Origin of the sequence: Sanguibacteroides justesenii (assembly GCF_003204205.1) — a bacterium.
Lineage (GTDB): Bacteria > Bacteroidota > Bacteroidia > Bacteroidales > Marinifilaceae > Gabonibacter > Gabonibacter massiliensis.
The window spans coordinates 55,530-70,278 of the sequence record NZ_QJPL01000006.1 but is presented as its reverse complement, the minus strand read 5'-3'; the positions used below and the strand labels follow the sequence as shown (position 1 = coordinate 70,278).

Sequence of the window (14,749 nt, the reverse complement as noted above, 5' to 3'; positions counted from 1 at the left end):
TTGAAATCGGAAACAGACGCTTTTTCGGTTGCTAAATTTGTAATAACAAAATAAGGAGATTGAATGATTCCATTAAATTCAATCTCCTCATCTTTTCGTTGACCATTGTAGCTTGTCAATCGTTCTTTGTCAGTTCTTTTGCGATCTCGTCTATTCTTGCGTTTGCCTGTTGCTGTGCTTTCTCGAAATCGTGAATATCCTTCATCTGTACTTTCGCTTCAAAATAGAACTTGATTTTGGGTTCGGTACCTGAGGGACGGACTGAAATTTTACTACCGTCGGCTAAAAAGAATTGGAGGACGTCGCTCGTCGTGCTGAAATCCAGGTGTGTTTTTTCCCCGCTACGGAGATCAGTTGCTTCTAAGGTAAGGTAATCTTTTTTAATCACGATATCGCTACCCGCGATTTGTTTCGGGGTATGATGACGCAACTTTTCCATCATAGCTTGGATCTCTTGAGCTCCGGATAATCCTTTGCGAACGATGTAAATCATTTTTTCCTGTGAGAAACCGTATTTCGCGTAAATCTCTTTCAGGAAAGCGTAGAGAGATAATCCGTTCATTTTCGTCCAGGCGGCGATTTCTGCCATAAGAGAGGTTGCGGAAACGCCGTCTTTGTCTCTGGTGAACGAACCCGGCATAAATCCGAAAGACTCTTCTCCGCCTCCGATGAATTTTCCGGCATCTTTTTTCCGGATCATATCGGCAATCCATTTGAACCCGGTATATACATCGTAACACTCGATGTCGTTTCTTTCGGCAATTTCTTTGATCAATTCCGTGCTTACGATCGTTTTGATAGTATATTCTCCTCCTTTCAGAAGCCCTGATTCTCTTTTTCGACGGATGATGTATTCCGTGAAAATGATATTGGTCTGGTTCCCGTTTAACAAGATCCACTCTTCCCGATCATTTTTTACGGCAATACCGATACGGTCTCCGTCCGGATCGCAGGCCATAGCCAGATCGGCATCGACTTTTCTTGCTAAATCAAGAGCCATTTTAAAGGCGGCGGGTTCTTCCGGGTTAGCGGAGGCTACAGTCGGAAAATCTCCGTTCGGAATGCTTTGCTCGGGTACGGGGTGGATGTTGGTAAATCCCCAGTTCCGGAGAGATTCCGGTACTAATTTGTAAGTGGTTCCGTGGAGAGGGGTAAAAACGATCTTCAAATCGTGTTCTTTCCGGATGGCTTCCGGTGAAAGACTTAAAGTTTTTACCTTGTCCAGGTAAATACGGTCGAAATCTTCGCCGAGTATTTTAATCTTTTCGGTGACTTTATCGAATTTGATGTCACCGACCTTTACTTTTTGGACTTCTCGAATCACGTTTTTGTCGTGGGGAGGAACTAATTGGGAACCATCGTTCCAGTATGCTTTGTACCCGTTGTACTCTTTGGGGTTGTGAGATGCGGTAATGATGACTCCCCCTTTGCATCCTAACTCGCGTATGGCGAACGATATTTCGGGTGTGGGGCGCAGGTCTTCGAAAAGATAGACGTAAATACCGTTGGCCGAAAAAATATGGGCGACGGTTTCTGCGAAATAGCGGGAGTTGTGGCGGCAATCGTGTCCGATACATACCGATTTTTCCTCGTTCGGGAAAGCCTGATTGATGTAGTTGGCAAATCCCTGGGTGGCGGCACCGACGGTATATATGTTCATCCGGTTACTTCCGACCCCCATAATTCCTCGCAATCCTCCGGTTCCGAATTCCAAGTCGTTGTAAAACGAATCGATCAGTTCGGCGGGATTTGTATCGTTTAGCATGCGGGAAACTTCGGTGCGAGTCGTTTCGTCGTAGTTTCGGTCCAACCATTTTTCTGCTTTTTCTTTTGCCGTTTTTATGATATCCTTGTTGTTCATATCGTCATTGTTTTTGGTTCAGATAACAAAGTTATGATATTTTGCGTTAATAAAAAAGGCCTTGCATTGCAAGGCCTTTTTTATTCCGTAAGCATGAATTAAAATCTCTTTTCTTTAATTTTTGCTTTCTTACCGGTAAGTTTACGGAAATAGAATATTCTGGACTGTCTTACGGCACCTCTCTTGTTTACTTCAATCTCTTTGATATAAGGAGAGTTCAGAGGGATAATACGTTCAACTCCGACGTTACCGGACATTTTTCTCACGGTAAAAGTTTTCGTGGAACCCGTTCCGCTGATTTGGATAACGATTCCTTTGAATACCTGTACACGCTCTTTGTTTCCTTCGATAATTTTATAGTGTACGCTGATGGTATCACCTGTGTTGAATGAAGGAATTTCTACTCTGTTTTCATTTGCAAAAGCTTCCTCTGCAATTTTAATTAAATTCATCGTTTTAATTTTATAAAGTTCATTTATCGAACGCAGTATTACGACCAGAGTCTTTTTTGTAAGAGACTACGTACGTTTTTAATTCGAGCTGCAAATGTAAGGAAAAAAATAAACTCTGCAAATAATTCGAGGTTTATCCTTCGTAAAACAATTCAAGCTCCGATTTATAATTTTATTCAATCACTTCCAGTTTGTTTCCGGTCTGTTTGATCAACATGCGCAAGAACCAATCCGGAAGAGGTTTGTTTTCCACTTTGGGATTTTTTTCTCCCGGAACGGCTGTTTTAATGTTACCATCCATGTATTTGCAGAACAGATAACCGTAGAATTTTCTCCATTGGTCGACTAAACTGTTTCCCGTGTTGCAGGAGAAGTCCGTCAGGAATTGGACTGCTGTCGCTTTGTCTTTGGCCAACATCTCTTTGGCTCCCGCATCCGCGATCTGAACAAAGTTTTGATATTGCATTTCCAAGCCTTTTTGTTTTTCCCGGATTTCAGGATGAATCAGGTCGTAGCGTGTGTAGGCAAAATTGCTGACCTGACTGAATACCCAAAAGGCTGCTTCGTTCGTGAACTCCATCATGCTCCCGTTTCCTACGGCATAGGCTTCCGGAACGGCTGTAGAAGAGGAGTACATCGGGAAATAAACGGTATTGGCCGCATCGTCCACGGCAAACCAGAGTATGCCTCCGATTTCGTCCGGTAACCAGCTACGGCTTTGGGTTACGAACGTGAATCCGGTTTGTTGAGTAGCTGTCGTTCTCTCGTGTACATACTCTTTTCCGTCTACTTTCCACTGCATGGGACGCCATCTGTAAGGACACCCGTAAGGACCGGCACCCAAATCCTTGCTCATATCCAATTCCGTGCCTTCCAAATGGTCACGCATGAAATCCATGGCATCCAGAACGTCTAATTTGCGATTAGGCTTAATCCATAACGGCATGCGGTTGGTTGCGTAACCTTTGGAGTCTTTCATGATGTTTCTTCCGGTAGCGTAGTCCCAGTATTGGGCCATGTCCGAGCTTACGGCATTGAAGAAGGCCCATACCCGGATTTCACAGAAACGGGCGGCACCGAAATCCACCGGAGCGTAACTGTCGGAAAAACTGAAATCGGAATTTTTAGCATCTTTGGGGTAAAATCCTTTTTCTTTGGCAAAAGAGATTACGTCTTTTGAATAGACGGTAGTTACTTCCGGATTGTAAATCTTATTCATTTTATCGGAAGAGATGGATGTTTTCCCTTCTAACGGGAAAGTGGTAATACGAGCTTGATTAGCATGAGCGGATACGTATCCGTCCGGAACCATCCGGGCTACCCAAACGGCACCTTTTTCTCCTTCCCCTTTGCCGATAATCTCTAAAATCCAGACTTCATTGGGATCGCTGATAGAGATGGATTCTCCGGAACTGGCCCAACCGTATCGGGTGAAAAGGTCGGTCATAACCACGATAGCTTCGCGTGCGGTTTTGGCTCGTTGGAGGGTCAGATAGATGGCACTGCCGTAGTCGATGATAGCTCCGCTTTGGGTCTCTAACTCTTTACGTCCTCCGAAAGTCGTTTCGGAGATAGCCAACTGGTGTTCGTTCATGTTACCTACGACATTATAAGTATGGGCTACCTGGGGAATTTTTCCCAAAAATTTGCCGGTATCCCACTCGTAAACGTCCACCATGCTACCGGCGGGCCAATCTTGAGCGGGCCAATGGTAGAGCTCTCCGTACAATACGTGTGAGTCGGCGGAATAAGTGATCATGGTTGAACCGTCTTTGGTAGCTCCTTTCGTGAATAGAAAGTTCGTACAAGCCATAGTGTATGACGTGCAGCATAAAAATACTAACGTGACAAGTAGGTGAATTTTTCTCATATTCGTTTTATTTATTTTGTGAAAGAATTAACGGATCCGATCGTAAGATTTTAAAAGCTTTATATCTTTTACGATGCCTCGTATGGCCATGTATGTGAAAATGATGCATACGACAGGAAGAATAAAGCTGAATTTATACAATACCGTTGCATCAGCTCCGAATTGCCGGATGTGATACCACATCAGAATGCCGGACCCGATCAACAGAACGATCTCTACGATGCAAAGCCTTACTTGTAAAAAGCGTTTTTTATACAGAAAGATCGTGATCAAAGGCAATAAAATGGTGAACAGACTTAAAATGAACAACGCCCAGTAATAACTTACGAAGGAAGTTTCTGCGCTTTTTTCTACTATACCGTACGCGAAAAAGTCGTAATTCGTATCGTTGGGAACCACGACCCGGGCGATGGGAACACATAGGGGCAATACCATCAAAATGCCTATTACAAACAGGTATACGGATTGAATTCTTTGTATCATATCAAATGGCTGATTAATATTAACGTGTCAGTTTATCTAAAGTGTAGTTTACTAATTTTTCCATGTAAGGTTTATAGTCGGGAGAGGCGTCGCCGGTGGCCCGGTTGGCAATGATCAGGCAGATGGTGGCCGCATGGTGTCCCATGAGGGCAGACAGGCCGGCAATAGCAGCGCTCTCCATCTCGTAGTTTACGATTTTACGACCGTTGTAACGAAAACGGGCGATTCGGTCGTTTATTCCCGACATTTGCAGCGGCAAACGGAGTACGCGTCCCTGGGGACCGTAAAATCCGTTGGCCGTCAATGTTACTCCCTTTACGGTCGTGCCTTCCGAGTGTAATTTGTTGACCATCTCCGGAGATGAGTTTACGGCATACGGGCGGGCGGCTTGCGGGGCCCATTGGCATTGATTGACGAATGCGTCTTCGAATGCCGCGTCGCATATTTTTTCGTTATCCTGATAAAAACGCAGAACCCCGTCAATACCCACGCTCATTTCCGAGATAACGAAGGCGTGTACGGGAACATCTGCCTGTACGGAACCGGAAGTGCCGATCCGTACTATATTCAATGCTTTTTTCTCCGGTTTGATTTGTTTGGTTTCCAGATCTATGTTGGCTAAAGCGTCCAATTCGTTCACTACAATATCAATATTGTCCGTACCGATTCCCGTTGAAATAACGGAGAAGCGTTTTTGGCGGTAGGTCCCGGTAATCGTATGAAATTCCCGATTCCCGCGTGTCAGTTCGATCGAGTCAAAACGGGAAGCGATCATCTCTACCCGAGAAGGATCGCCGACAAGTACCACGTTATCCGCTAAATCTTCAGCGTGCAGGTGAAGATGGAAAATCGTTCCGTCTTCGTTCGTGATGAGTTCCGATGATTTAATAGCATTCATAACCTTAATTTTGAGCTACCAAAAATAGTGATATTCATGGTATAAACCAATAAAGCTCCGGCAAAAAGTAAAATAAAAACGATTAATCTGCGGTTATAAAAAAACGAACCGGAATTTCCGGTTCGTTTTAGAGTGATTTATGCTTGGATCTGTTTTGGACAGATCGGTTATTTCGCGTAGTTGATGGCCCGGGTTTCCCGGATAACGGTTACTTTTACCTGTCCGGGGTAGGTCATCTCGTCCTGGATGCGTTTGGCGATATCGTAAGAGATCTTTTCTGCTTCCGTGTCTGAAATTTTTTCGCTACCCACGACTACCCGAAGTTCGCGTCCGGCCTGGATGGCATAGGTCTTAACAACTCCGTTGTAGGAGAGAGCCAAATCTTCCATCTCTTTCAAGCGTTTGATATAGGATTCCACAACCTCTCTTCTGGCTCCCGGACGTGCACCTGAAATAGCATCGCAGGCTTGTACGATCGGCGCGATAAGGGTTGTCATCTCTACCTCTTCGTGGTGAGCGCCGATAGCATTGCAAATATCCGGTTTTTCCTTGTATTTCTCCGCTAATCGCATTCCCAATATAGCATGCGGCAGTTCCGGTTCATCATCGGGTACCTTACCGATATCGTGCAAGAGTCCGGCCCGTTTGGCTTTCTTCACGTTGAGTCCCAGTTCTGCAGCCATGATCGCACATAGATTGGCTGTTTCACGGGCATGTTGCAATAAGTTCTGTCCGTAAGAAGAACGGTATTTCATCTTACCTACCAAACGGATCAATTCCGGATGCAAGCCGTGAATACCCAAGTCTATGGTGGTACGTTTCCCGGTTTCTATGATCTCCTCTTCGATCTGTTTTTTTACTTTGTTAACGACCTCTTCGATGCGTGCCGGGTGAATGCGTCCGTCCGTTACCAATTGGTGTAGGGAGAGACGTGCGATTTCGCGGCGTACCGGATCGAAACCGGATAATACGATGGCTTCCGGAGTATCGTCTACGATGATTTCTACTCCCGTCGCAGCTTCCAATGCCCGAATGTTCCGACCCTCGCGACCGATGATTCGTCCTTTTATTTCGTCCGAGTCGATGTGGAAGATGGAAACTGCATTTTCCGTTGCCGTTTCTGTCGCGACCCGTTGAATGGTTTTGATGACTACTTTTTTAGCCTCCATGTTGGCTGTCATTTTAGCCTCTTCCATGATTTCATTCACGTAAGAGATAGCTTCCGTTTCAGCTTCCTCTTTCAGGGAGTTGATTAATTTTTCCTTGGCCTGATCGGCAGACATTCCGGATATGGCTTCAAGCTGCTCTATCTGTTGTTTCTTTAATTTTTCTAACTCGGCATGTTTCTTTTCCCACAACTCTTTTTGTCCTTCGAGAGTCTCCTGTTGGGTTTCGGCCTCTTTGATTTTCCGTTGACACTCCTCTATCTTACGAGCTAATTCGGCATCCCGTTGTTTGAGTTTGTTCTCGGCAAGTAAAATTTTGCTGTTTCTGGCGTTGACTTGCTTTTCGTGTTCCGCTTTTATTTGTAAGAATTTTTCTTTGGCTTGAAGGATTTTATCCTTTTTGATCACTTCCGCTTCCGCTTCTGCTTCTTTGATGATATTCTTGCTTCTGTATTTAAGGGTCATGTTGATCAGTAAATATCCGATCGCCAATCCGACCAACAAAGCAATAACACCCGTAACTATTGTTGTTATCATATTCCGATAATTAGATTTGATGTTAATTATATATTGATTGGTTTTCTATTTTCATAATAAAAAACCCGCACTATTTCTCTTTAAAAAACCCCTGTTAGACACGGGTAGAGCTGCCGTCGGATTCAGATGTCCACCGTCCCGAAGGAACTCCGAAGAGTTGAGGCCTATCTTGTGCCAACTAAGCTTTGCTCTAATTGGTTAAGTGTTGAGTTTTCCAGTTAAATACGAAATAATGCGGGTATATCTATTTCTTTTCAAAGAACGCTTTTTCACTCTTTTACGAATTCGTCTAACCTTTTGTTCGCTTTTTCTATTTCATTCAATATCGGTTCGACATCATTCCGTTGCTCGGCTTCCAACATTTTGGCTGTAAATTGCAGGGCCGTGGCGACTAAAAAATCCATGGGGTCAATATTTGAATATTTTTCCCTATATTGAGAAATCTTACCATTAATCAACTGTGCCGCTTTTCTGATTTGCTCCTCTTCCTCTCTCTCTATCGTCAACGTGCAAATCCGTCCTGCAATGTTCACATTAATCGTAAGTTTATCATTCATATTTAGTTATTCAAAAGAGCAATACATTTGTCAATCTCCCGCACCAGTTGGCTGATTCTTATTTTGGCCTCAGAGCTTCCATCTCCGGTCGAAATAGCATTAGCCACTTTCAAAGCTTTTATGTTCTCGTTTAATCTGCTGTTCTCGCCTTTCAGCTGCTCAATCCGGTTTCTGAGAGCTTGGATCTCCGCTTCCAGATTTTTGTTTTTGTCCAGCGAGGATATATATCGTTTTATTAGTTGTTCAATTTTTAAGTTTAGCTCTTTTATTATGTTTTCTTCTTTTTCTGTCATAACCTAAACTTTACACCACAAAGATAGGACAATTTCTTTTAAATACCAAGAGTGTTGTTATTTTTGCAACGGTTTTGTCATTTTTAGTAGCCGATATAATATTATGAAAAAAGGAACGGTCATGATTGCGGGAGTTTTACTCCTTTTAACGTCAGTCGCTTGGGGACAATCGTCCGGGTGGCTAAATCCTTTACGCGTCAAGCCCTTGTTGAGTGGTAATTTCGGAGAATTGAGAGATTCGCATTTTCATTCCGGATTGGATTATAAAACGGAGGGCCGGGAAGGATTGCCGGTAATATGCGTGAAAGACGGGGTGTTGGCCCGGGTTAAGGTTTCAGCGACGGGTTACGGAAATGCATTGTATATCGAACATGCTGACGGATACACGACGGTTTACGGGCACCTGCAACGTTTTGTCCCCCGGGTGGAGGAGATCGTTCGGGATATGCAATACGCGAAAGAGTCATTCGCTATCGACGAAAATTTTGAAGCGGAAGCGATTGTTTTCAAAGCGGGGGATACTATTGCTTATAGTGGAAACAGCGGTTCTTCCATGGGACCTCATTTGCATTTCGAGGTGAGAAGTTCTCGGGACGAACGCCCGTTGAATCCGTTGCTCTTCCTGAGAATAGAGGATACCATGGGACCGACTCTTCGGGCTCTTTATCTTTATGGGTTTACAGAGGAGGGGGTGTTGTCGGGGCGTAGTCGCGTTGCGGTAAAGAATACGGGAAACAGGAATTACAGTGCCGGGAGGGTACGGTTTCCTGCCGGAAAAGTCGGTATCGGCATACAGGGTGATGATTACATGAACGGATCATGGAATAAATTGGGATTGTACGAGTTGAAGTTGTGGGTCGGAGGGCGGTTGATATCCCGAATGAAGATGGATACCACCTCTTTCGATCAAAACGTTTTGGTGAATGAGGTAAAGGATTTTCAACTTTATAGGGAGAATAAGGTCGTCTACACGACGTTTGGAAATTACCGGGATGAATTACCGGGAGTTTTTACCTCGCTCGCTCGCGGGTTTATTACGTTGTATCCGGATACTATCCGGCAAATCCGTTTGGAGTTGCGGGATATGAACGGTAATGTTTCCCGGCTCTCCTTTGAGTTGATCGGAAGAGAGAGGGAACGTGAGGTTGAAAGTTCGGAGAACGTGATTTGGGATAACCGAAAAGGACATCGGATGGTTTGTGAAAATTATGTGCTGGAGTTGGAACCGGATGCGTTACAGTATCCGATATCGGGTAAACCGCAACTCGTTTCTTGGCATAAAGACAGCACAGAAACGATGGAGGTGTTTTGTTTGGCAAGAGAGGAGTGGCCTTTGTTAAAGAAAGGAAAATTGCAGGTGACGGGTCCATTTCCGGAGAAAAGCGTGCTATGTATGGTAGGAAAAGGGAATAAGTTATTGCCGATGAAAACTTGGCGGTCGGAAACGGGGCTTTGGGCTTATCCCCGCGTGTTGGGACGTTATACGGTGAGCCGGGATACGGTAGCTCCTCAAATCGATTATTTGGGAAAGGTTGCCGGGAAAAGCGTGCGTTTTAAAATAAAGGATGAATTGACGGGTATTGCTTCTTACCGGGTTGAGGTGAACGGGAAATGGTGTCTGTTCTCTTATGATGCCAAAAAGAATATGCTGGAGGGGCGTTTAAGCGAGCCTGCTTTTACGAAGGGGAAAAACAGGCTCGTGTTAAAGGTGACGGATGGTGTGGGAAATGTTGCTACCTTTGAAACCCATATTGTAAAATAGGAGTATTAGTTATAAAAAGTATATGATATGCATACGATAATAGCAAAAGCCAGGGAGCTGGCAAAAGAGAAGAAAACGGAAGAGGCTGTTGCCTTATTGGAAGAACAGGTGGTCGGAGAAAAAGAGGGGCCGGAAGAGATATTGATGGAGTTGGGAATTATTTATAACGGCAAGGCTGATTTTACTCGGGCTTTGAACTATTTCAATGCGGTGTTGCGTTTGAACCCGGATAACGGTAAAGCTCGTACTTACGTGAACATGATCAACGGTATTTTGGATTATTATTGCAAGGATCTGTTGAATCCCTGATTGTGTCGCGTGAAAAAAAAACAGGGAGGGGATAACACGGATACGGTAAAATGGGTAAAGACAGGCTCTTAAAGTAGATTTTTATTTCGTGCGTTGTAATTCTCGATTAATTCATTTACCTTTGCGGCAGTTTTCGAATTGTTAAATTTACGTTTCAATCCGCTTGAAAGGGGGTGGTCGATTATTTTCGAGATAAATAAATGATATAATATTCAATAGGAAAGAGGACACGCGATGGTGTCGTCGGTTATTTTTTTAGTAATTAAATTATTCATTTTTAAAAATAAAAGATCATGATTATAGTTCCATTAAAAGAAGGCGAGAATATTGAAAGAGCGTTGAAAAAATTCAAAAGAAAGTTCGAAAAAACCGGTGTTATTAAAGAGTTGAGAGACCGTCAGGCTTTTACCAAACCTTCAGTGAGAAATCGGATGGCTCGCATGAAAGCTGCTTACCGTCAATCTTTACAGCAAGCAGAAGAATAAAAGACTTACATAATGTTGTTTTTCAAAAACAAAAAGCGTAATTTAGTTACGTCTTTAAAATTTTGAAAATGATGCAACTTCAGGCTTTTTTGAATTATCTCGGTCGTGTAAAAAGATATTCTCCTCGCACGATAAAAGCATACCAAATGGATTTGCGTCAATTTTTTGATTATTGTAAGTTGAGCGATTCGGAGGAGGATATTTTAAAAATAACTACCAAGTTAGTGAGGGGATGGCTTATGGCGGAGATGAGCGGGAGTATGCGGAAAGTAGAGACCGGGGAGAAACTGAAGGGCACTTCCGGGAAGCGAAAGTTGAGCAGCTTAAAAGCTTTTTTTCGTTTTTTACTGAAAGAGGGAGTGTTGGAGGTGAATCCGGCGGAGGGAATTAGCGGTCCTAAAACGGCTAAGCGGTTGCCTGTTTTCGTGAAGGAGGAGGAGATGGCCGCAGTGTTGAATGTGGAAAAGGAGGATTTTCCTTGCCTGCGCGATTGGTTGATTTTGTTGATGGCCTATGACACGGGGATGAGGCGTTCGGAAATAGTAGGGTTGAAGGTGTCGGATGTCGATTTTTCCCGGCGGTGTATTCGGGTGACGGGAAAAGGGAACAAGCAACGGGAGATTCCGGTCGTGAACGAGTTGGAGAAAGCGATGGCGCATTATTTGGAGAGGAGGCGGGAGGTCGTTATTCAGGAACACGGTTTTTTTTTCGTGACTGACAAGGGGTTGCCTATTTACGATAAATTTGTTTATCGGCTGGTTACCGCAAAGTTGTCGAATGATACCACTTTGTCCAAGAGAAGTCCGCATGTGTTGCGTCACTCTTTTGCGACTCATTTGTTGAATAACGGGGCGTCCATAGAGGGGATCCGGGAGCTTTTAGGGCATTCGAGTTTAGCTGCCACCCAGGTCTACACGCACAACTCGGTAGAGAGTATGTTGAAGATTTTTAAACAAGCTCACCCACGAGCATAAATTATAGGAGGAAACGGTATGGAAATTAGAATTAATCCTGTAGGTTTTTCAGTAAATCCGGTTTTGGAAGAGTTGATCAATAAAAAATTCTCGAAACTGGAAAGGTATCACGACGGCATTATCGCGATTGTGGTGACGTTGAAATTGGAAAAGGATGACAATCTTGAAAACAAATTGATGGAGGTGAACGTTGACGTGAAGGGACAGGATGTTTTCGTAAAGAAGAATGCTAAAACTTTTGAGGAGACGGTGGATGAGTTGTATGACGTGTTGAAGCGTCAGTTGACGAAGGCGAAGGAAAAGAGAGAAAATTAAAAAAATGATCTCATTTATTGTGAGATATGATTTTTAATTTGTACATTTGCAAGCCAAATTAAATGGATTTTTCTCGTTTGGACTGGTTAACATTCAGTCGTTCAGAGGATTTTCTATGGTATGTTATAGAGTTTTTGTGATAAATTGTTTAATAATAAAATTGTTTTAGAGTTATGGCTAAAGAACATTTTGACAGGTCAAAACCACACGTAAATATTGGTACTATTGGTCACGTTGACCACGGTAAAACAACCTTGACTGCTGCGATTACGACAGTTTTGGCAAAAAAAGGTCTTTCTGAATTGCGTTCATTCGATTCTATCGATAACGCTCCGGAAGAGAAAGAGAGAGGTATTACCATCAATACTTCGCACGTAGAATATGAAACTGCAAATCGCCACTATGCGCACGTTGACTGTCCGGGACACGCCGACTATGTAAAGAACATGGTTACCGGTGCCGCTCAGATGGACGGTGCTATTCTGGTTTGTGCCGCTACAGACGGTCCGATGCCCCAAACACGTGAGCACATCCTTTTGGCTCGTCAGGTAAACGTACCGAGAATGGTCGTTTTCTTGAACAAAGTGGATATGGTGGATGACCCTGAAATGTTGGAATTGGTTGAGATGGAGATGAGAGAGTTGTTGTCTTTCTACGGATACGATGGAGACAATACTCCTATTATTTTAGGTTCTGCCCTCGGTGCTTTAAACGGAGAACCGAAATGGGAAGAGAAAGTAATGGAGTTGATGGATGCAGTGGATTCTTGGATTGAACTTCCGGAACGTGCTGTAGACAAACCGTTCCTGATGCCTGTTGAGGACGTATTCTCTATTACCGGTCGTGGTACTGTTGCTACCGGTCGTATTGAGACGGGTACCGTTCACGTGGGTGATGAGTTGGAAATGATCGGTTTGGGTGCTGACGGGAAAAAGACCGTTTGTACCGGAGTTGAGATGTTCCGTAAGATTCTGGATGACGGAGAGGCCGGTGATAACGTAGGTTTGTTGCTTCGCGGTGTCGATAAAAACGAAATCAAGCGTGGTATGGTTTTGGCAAAACCGAAATCAGTAACCCCGCATACGAAATTCAAAGCCGAGGTTTATATCCTGAAAAAAGAAGAAGGTGGTCGTCACACTCCGTTCCACAACAGATACAGACCGCAATTCTATATCCGTACATTGGACGTTACCGGAGAGATCACTTTACCGGAAGGACGCGAGATGGTAATGCCTGGTGATAACTTGACCATCACGGTTGATTTGATCACCCCGGTTGCTTGTTCGTTAGGTTTGCGTTTCGCTATCCGTGAGGGTGGTAGAACCGTGGGTGCCGGACAGATTACCGAAATCTTAGGCTAAGATGATTGCAGGTTTATGATTTGGTCGATTCGCTCTGGAATCGCTCGGTCGTGAATCCAAGATAAATGGAGTTGACTTCGGTCAACTCCACATACGGGAGTGGCTCAGTTGGTAGAGCATCGGTCTCCAAAACCGAGGGTCGGGAGTTCGAACCTCTCCTCCCGTGCAATTTAAAAAGAAAGAAACAGATGAGAATTAAGAGTTATATATCAGACGTTTACAACGAACTGGTAAATAAAGTATCCTGGCCCACATGGTCTGAACTCCAGAGCAGTGCAACGATTGTGATGATTGCTTCCGTTATCATAGCTCTTTGTATATTTGCGATGGACTTCTCGTTCAGACACATAATGACAGGTATATATAGTTTGTTTTATTAAAAATCTTGGAGGTCTGACACATGGCTGAAATAAAAAAAAGATGGTATGTACTTCGAACAATTGGAGGCAAGGAGAAAAAGGTAAAGGAGTACATCGAAAATGAAATTGCCAGTTTAGGGCTTCAGGACTATGTTTCACAGGTTTTGGTGCCGGCCGAGAAGGTTTATCAAGTACGTAACGGGAAAAAATTCAGTAGTGAACGGAATCTATACCCGGGTTATGTATTGATAGAGGCTGCTCTCGTTGGTGAAATTCCCCACATGCTTCGTGATATTACGAACGTGATTGGCTTCCTGGGGGAGACCAAGGGTGGAGATCCTGTGCCGATGCGTCAAGCGGAGGTAAACCGGATTTTAGGTACGGTGGATGAACTCGCGGAACAACCAGAAGAAATAAGTGTCCCTTATTTCGTGGGCGAGTCGGTTAAAGTGACCGACGGGCCTTTTAACGGTTTTACCGGCGTGATAGAGGAGGTGAATTCGGATAAGAAGAGATTAAAAGTAATTGTTAAGATCTTCGGACGGAAAACGCCACTTGAACTAAGTTTCATGCAGGTAGAAAAAGAATAACAATTATTGATTAAAAAAAATCATGGCAAAAGAAGTTGAAGCAATTATCAAGCTACAAATTAAAGCCGGAGCAGCAAATCCTTCTCCTCCAGTAGGTCCTGCGTTAGGTTCAAAAGGGGTCAATATCATGGACTTCTGCAAGCAATTCAACGCAAGAACTCAGGATCAGGCAGGAAAGATTATCCCGGTGATTATTCAGGTGTACGGTGATAAGTCATTTGATTTTATCACGAAACAACCTCCTGTTGCGGTTCAGCTTTTGGAAGTAGCCAAATTGAAATCCGGATCTGCTGAGCCTAACCGTAAAAAGGTGGCTTCTATTACTTGGGCTCAAGTAAAAGAGATCGCAGAGTCTAAGATGAAAGATTTGAATGCTTTTGAAGTAGAAAAAGCGATGAGTATGGTAGCTGGTACTGCCAGAAGTATGGGTATCACCGTTGATGGTGAAAGACCTTTTTAATGAATTTGTAATACTTC

At 43.8% G+C, this 14,749-nt stretch carries 17 protein-coding genes and 1 tRNA gene; 10 read left to right on the top strand and 8 right to left on the bottom strand.

The annotated features are described in order from the left end of the window. Nucleotides 1–115 precede the first annotated feature (115 nt). The 8 genes from DMB45_RS10710 to DMB45_RS10675 form a co-directional block, all read right to left on the bottom strand. Complete coding sequence (locus DMB45_RS10710) at nucleotides 116–1,861, bottom strand: phospho-sugar mutase (protein ID WP_041504177.1); 1,746 nt, start codon at nucleotides 1,859–1,861, stop codon at nucleotides 116–118. A gap of 98 nt (nucleotides 1,862–1,959) precedes the next feature. Beyond that, a complete protein-coding gene (gene rplS / locus DMB45_RS10705; protein ID WP_041504178.1) occupies nucleotides 1,960–2,313 on the bottom strand; it encodes a 50S ribosomal protein L19 in 354 nt (117 codons plus the stop codon). 172 nt (nucleotides 2,314–2,485) lie between these two features. Further along, nucleotides 2,486–4,183, bottom strand: a complete 1,698-nt coding sequence (locus DMB45_RS10700; RefSeq protein WP_041504179.1) for a dipeptidase — start codon at nucleotides 4,181–4,183, stop codon at nucleotides 2,486–2,488. 27 nt (nucleotides 4,184–4,210) lie between these two features. Beyond that, complete coding sequence (locus DMB45_RS10695; protein WP_041504180.1) at nucleotides 4,211–4,666, bottom strand: DUF4293 domain-containing protein; 456 nt, start codon at nucleotides 4,664–4,666, stop codon at nucleotides 4,211–4,213. A gap of 19 nt (nucleotides 4,667–4,685) precedes the next feature. Beyond that, entirely contained in the window at nucleotides 4,686–5,564 is an 879-nt protein-coding gene (locus tag DMB45_RS10690; protein WP_041504181.1) for a nucleoside phosphorylase, read from the bottom strand. A 167-nt stretch (nucleotides 5,565–5,731) separates the two neighbouring features. Continuing rightward, the gene (rny, locus tag DMB45_RS10685; protein ID WP_041504182.1) at nucleotides 5,732–7,267 is read right to left on the bottom strand and encodes a ribonuclease Y; all 1,536 of its coding nucleotides are present in this window, start codon (nucleotides 7,265–7,267) and stop codon (nucleotides 5,732–5,734) included. 269 nt (nucleotides 7,268–7,536) lie between these two features. Beyond that, on the bottom strand, nucleotides 7,537–7,824 hold the full coding sequence (locus DMB45_RS10680) for a cell division protein ZapA (protein WP_041504183.1): 288 nt from the start codon (nucleotides 7,822–7,824) through the stop codon (nucleotides 7,537–7,539). Between the two features lie 2 nt (nucleotides 7,825–7,826). Then, nucleotides 7,827–8,117, bottom strand: a complete 291-nt coding sequence (locus DMB45_RS10675) for a hypothetical protein (protein ID WP_041504184.1) — start codon at nucleotides 8,115–8,117, stop codon at nucleotides 7,827–7,829. 103 nt (nucleotides 8,118–8,220) lie between these two features. On the opposite strand from DMB45_RS10675, the gene DMB45_RS10670 reads away from it, so the two are divergent. The 10 genes from DMB45_RS10670 to rplK all read left to right on the top strand — a co-directional run bounded on the left by DMB45_RS10670 (nucleotide 8,221) and on the right by rplK (nucleotide 14,732). After that, complete coding sequence (locus tag DMB45_RS10670) at nucleotides 8,221–9,879, top strand: M23 family metallopeptidase (protein WP_041504185.1); 1,659 nt, start codon at nucleotides 8,221–8,223, stop codon at nucleotides 9,877–9,879. Between the two features lie 27 nt (nucleotides 9,880–9,906). Continuing rightward, nucleotides 9,907–10,188: a hypothetical protein gene (locus tag DMB45_RS10665; protein ID WP_041504186.1), complete on the top strand. Its 282-nt coding sequence runs from the start codon at nucleotides 9,907–9,909 to the stop codon at nucleotides 10,186–10,188. Between the two features lie 293 nt (nucleotides 10,189–10,481). Continuing rightward, complete coding sequence (gene rpsU, locus DMB45_RS10660; protein WP_041504187.1) at nucleotides 10,482–10,673, top strand: 30S ribosomal protein S21; 192 nt, start codon at nucleotides 10,482–10,484, stop codon at nucleotides 10,671–10,673. A 68-nt stretch (nucleotides 10,674–10,741) separates the two neighbouring features. Then, the gene (locus DMB45_RS10655; RefSeq protein ID WP_316929918.1) at nucleotides 10,742–11,647 is read left to right on the top strand and encodes a tyrosine-type recombinase/integrase; all 906 of its coding nucleotides are present in this window, start codon (nucleotides 10,742–10,744) and stop codon (nucleotides 11,645–11,647) included. 18 nt (nucleotides 11,648–11,665) lie between these two features. Next, on the top strand, nucleotides 11,666–11,962 hold the full coding sequence (gene hpf / locus DMB45_RS10650) for a ribosome hibernation-promoting factor, HPF/YfiA family (protein WP_041504188.1): 297 nt from the start codon (nucleotides 11,666–11,668) through the stop codon (nucleotides 11,960–11,962). 173 nt (nucleotides 11,963–12,135) lie between these two features. Beyond that, nucleotides 12,136–13,323 (top strand): elongation factor Tu, encoded by a 1,188-nt coding sequence (gene tuf, locus DMB45_RS10645; RefSeq protein ID WP_041504189.1) that lies wholly within the window; start codon nucleotides 12,136–12,138, stop codon nucleotides 13,321–13,323. 93 nt (nucleotides 13,324–13,416) lie between these two features. Continuing rightward, nucleotides 13,417–13,489, top strand: a tRNA-Trp gene (locus DMB45_RS10640). 22 nt (nucleotides 13,490–13,511) lie between these two features. Next, nucleotides 13,512–13,703 carry a preprotein translocase subunit SecE gene (secE, locus tag DMB45_RS10635; protein WP_082027514.1) on the top strand — a complete coding sequence of 64 codons (192 nt, stop codon included), beginning with the start codon at nucleotides 13,512–13,514 and terminating at the stop codon, nucleotides 13,701–13,703. A gap of 20 nt (nucleotides 13,704–13,723) precedes the next feature. Beyond that, complete coding sequence (nusG, locus tag DMB45_RS10630; RefSeq protein ID WP_041504190.1) at nucleotides 13,724–14,272, top strand: transcription termination/antitermination protein NusG; 549 nt, start codon at nucleotides 13,724–13,726, stop codon at nucleotides 14,270–14,272. Between the two features lie 22 nt (nucleotides 14,273–14,294). Continuing rightward, nucleotides 14,295–14,732 (top strand): 50S ribosomal protein L11, encoded by a 438-nt coding sequence (gene rplK, locus DMB45_RS10625; protein WP_041504191.1) that lies wholly within the window; start codon nucleotides 14,295–14,297, stop codon nucleotides 14,730–14,732. Nucleotides 14,733–14,749 lie beyond the last annotated feature (17 nt).

Coding starts and splice junctions, on each gene's coding strand:
- DMB45_RS10710 (WP_041504177.1), bottom strand. CDS start 1,861: ATGAACAACAAGGATATCATAAAAACGGCAAAAGAAAAAGCAGAAAAA.
- rplS (WP_041504178.1), bottom strand. CDS start 2,313: ATGAATTTAATTAAAATTGCAGAGGAAGCTTTTGCAAATGAAAACAGA.
- DMB45_RS10700 (WP_041504179.1), bottom strand. CDS start 4,183: ATGAGAAAAATTCACCTACTTGTCACGTTAGTATTTTTATGCTGCACG.
- DMB45_RS10695 (WP_041504180.1), bottom strand. CDS start 4,666: ATGATACAAAGAATTCAATCCGTATACCTGTTTGTAATAGGCATTTTG.
- DMB45_RS10690 (WP_041504181.1), bottom strand. CDS start 5,564: ATGAATGCTATTAAATCATCGGAACTCATCACGAACGAAGACGGAACG.
- rny (WP_041504182.1), bottom strand. CDS start 7,267: ATGATAACAACAATAGTTACGGGTGTTATTGCTTTGTTGGTCGGATTG.
- DMB45_RS10680 (WP_041504183.1), bottom strand. CDS start 7,824: ATGAATGATAAACTTACGATTAATGTGAACATTGCAGGACGGATTTGC.
- DMB45_RS10675 (WP_041504184.1), bottom strand. CDS start 8,117: ATGACAGAAAAAGAAGAAAACATAATAAAAGAGCTAAACTTAAAAATT.
- DMB45_RS10670 (WP_041504185.1), top strand. CDS start 8,221: ATGAAAAAAGGAACGGTCATGATTGCGGGAGTTTTACTCCTTTTAACG.
- DMB45_RS10665 (WP_041504186.1), top strand. CDS start 9,907: ATGCATACGATAATAGCAAAAGCCAGGGAGCTGGCAAAAGAGAAGAAA.
- rpsU (WP_041504187.1), top strand. CDS start 10,482: ATGATTATAGTTCCATTAAAAGAAGGCGAGAATATTGAAAGAGCGTTG.
- DMB45_RS10655 (WP_316929918.1), top strand. CDS start 10,742: ATGATGCAACTTCAGGCTTTTTTGAATTATCTCGGTCGTGTAAAAAGA.
- hpf (WP_041504188.1), top strand. CDS start 11,666: ATGGAAATTAGAATTAATCCTGTAGGTTTTTCAGTAAATCCGGTTTTG.
- tuf (WP_041504189.1), top strand. CDS start 12,136: ATGGCTAAAGAACATTTTGACAGGTCAAAACCACACGTAAATATTGGT.
- secE (WP_082027514.1), top strand. CDS start 13,512: ATGAGAATTAAGAGTTATATATCAGACGTTTACAACGAACTGGTAAAT.
- nusG (WP_041504190.1), top strand. CDS start 13,724: ATGGCTGAAATAAAAAAAAGATGGTATGTACTTCGAACAATTGGAGGC.
- rplK (WP_041504191.1), top strand. CDS start 14,295: ATGGCAAAAGAAGTTGAAGCAATTATCAAGCTACAAATTAAAGCCGGA.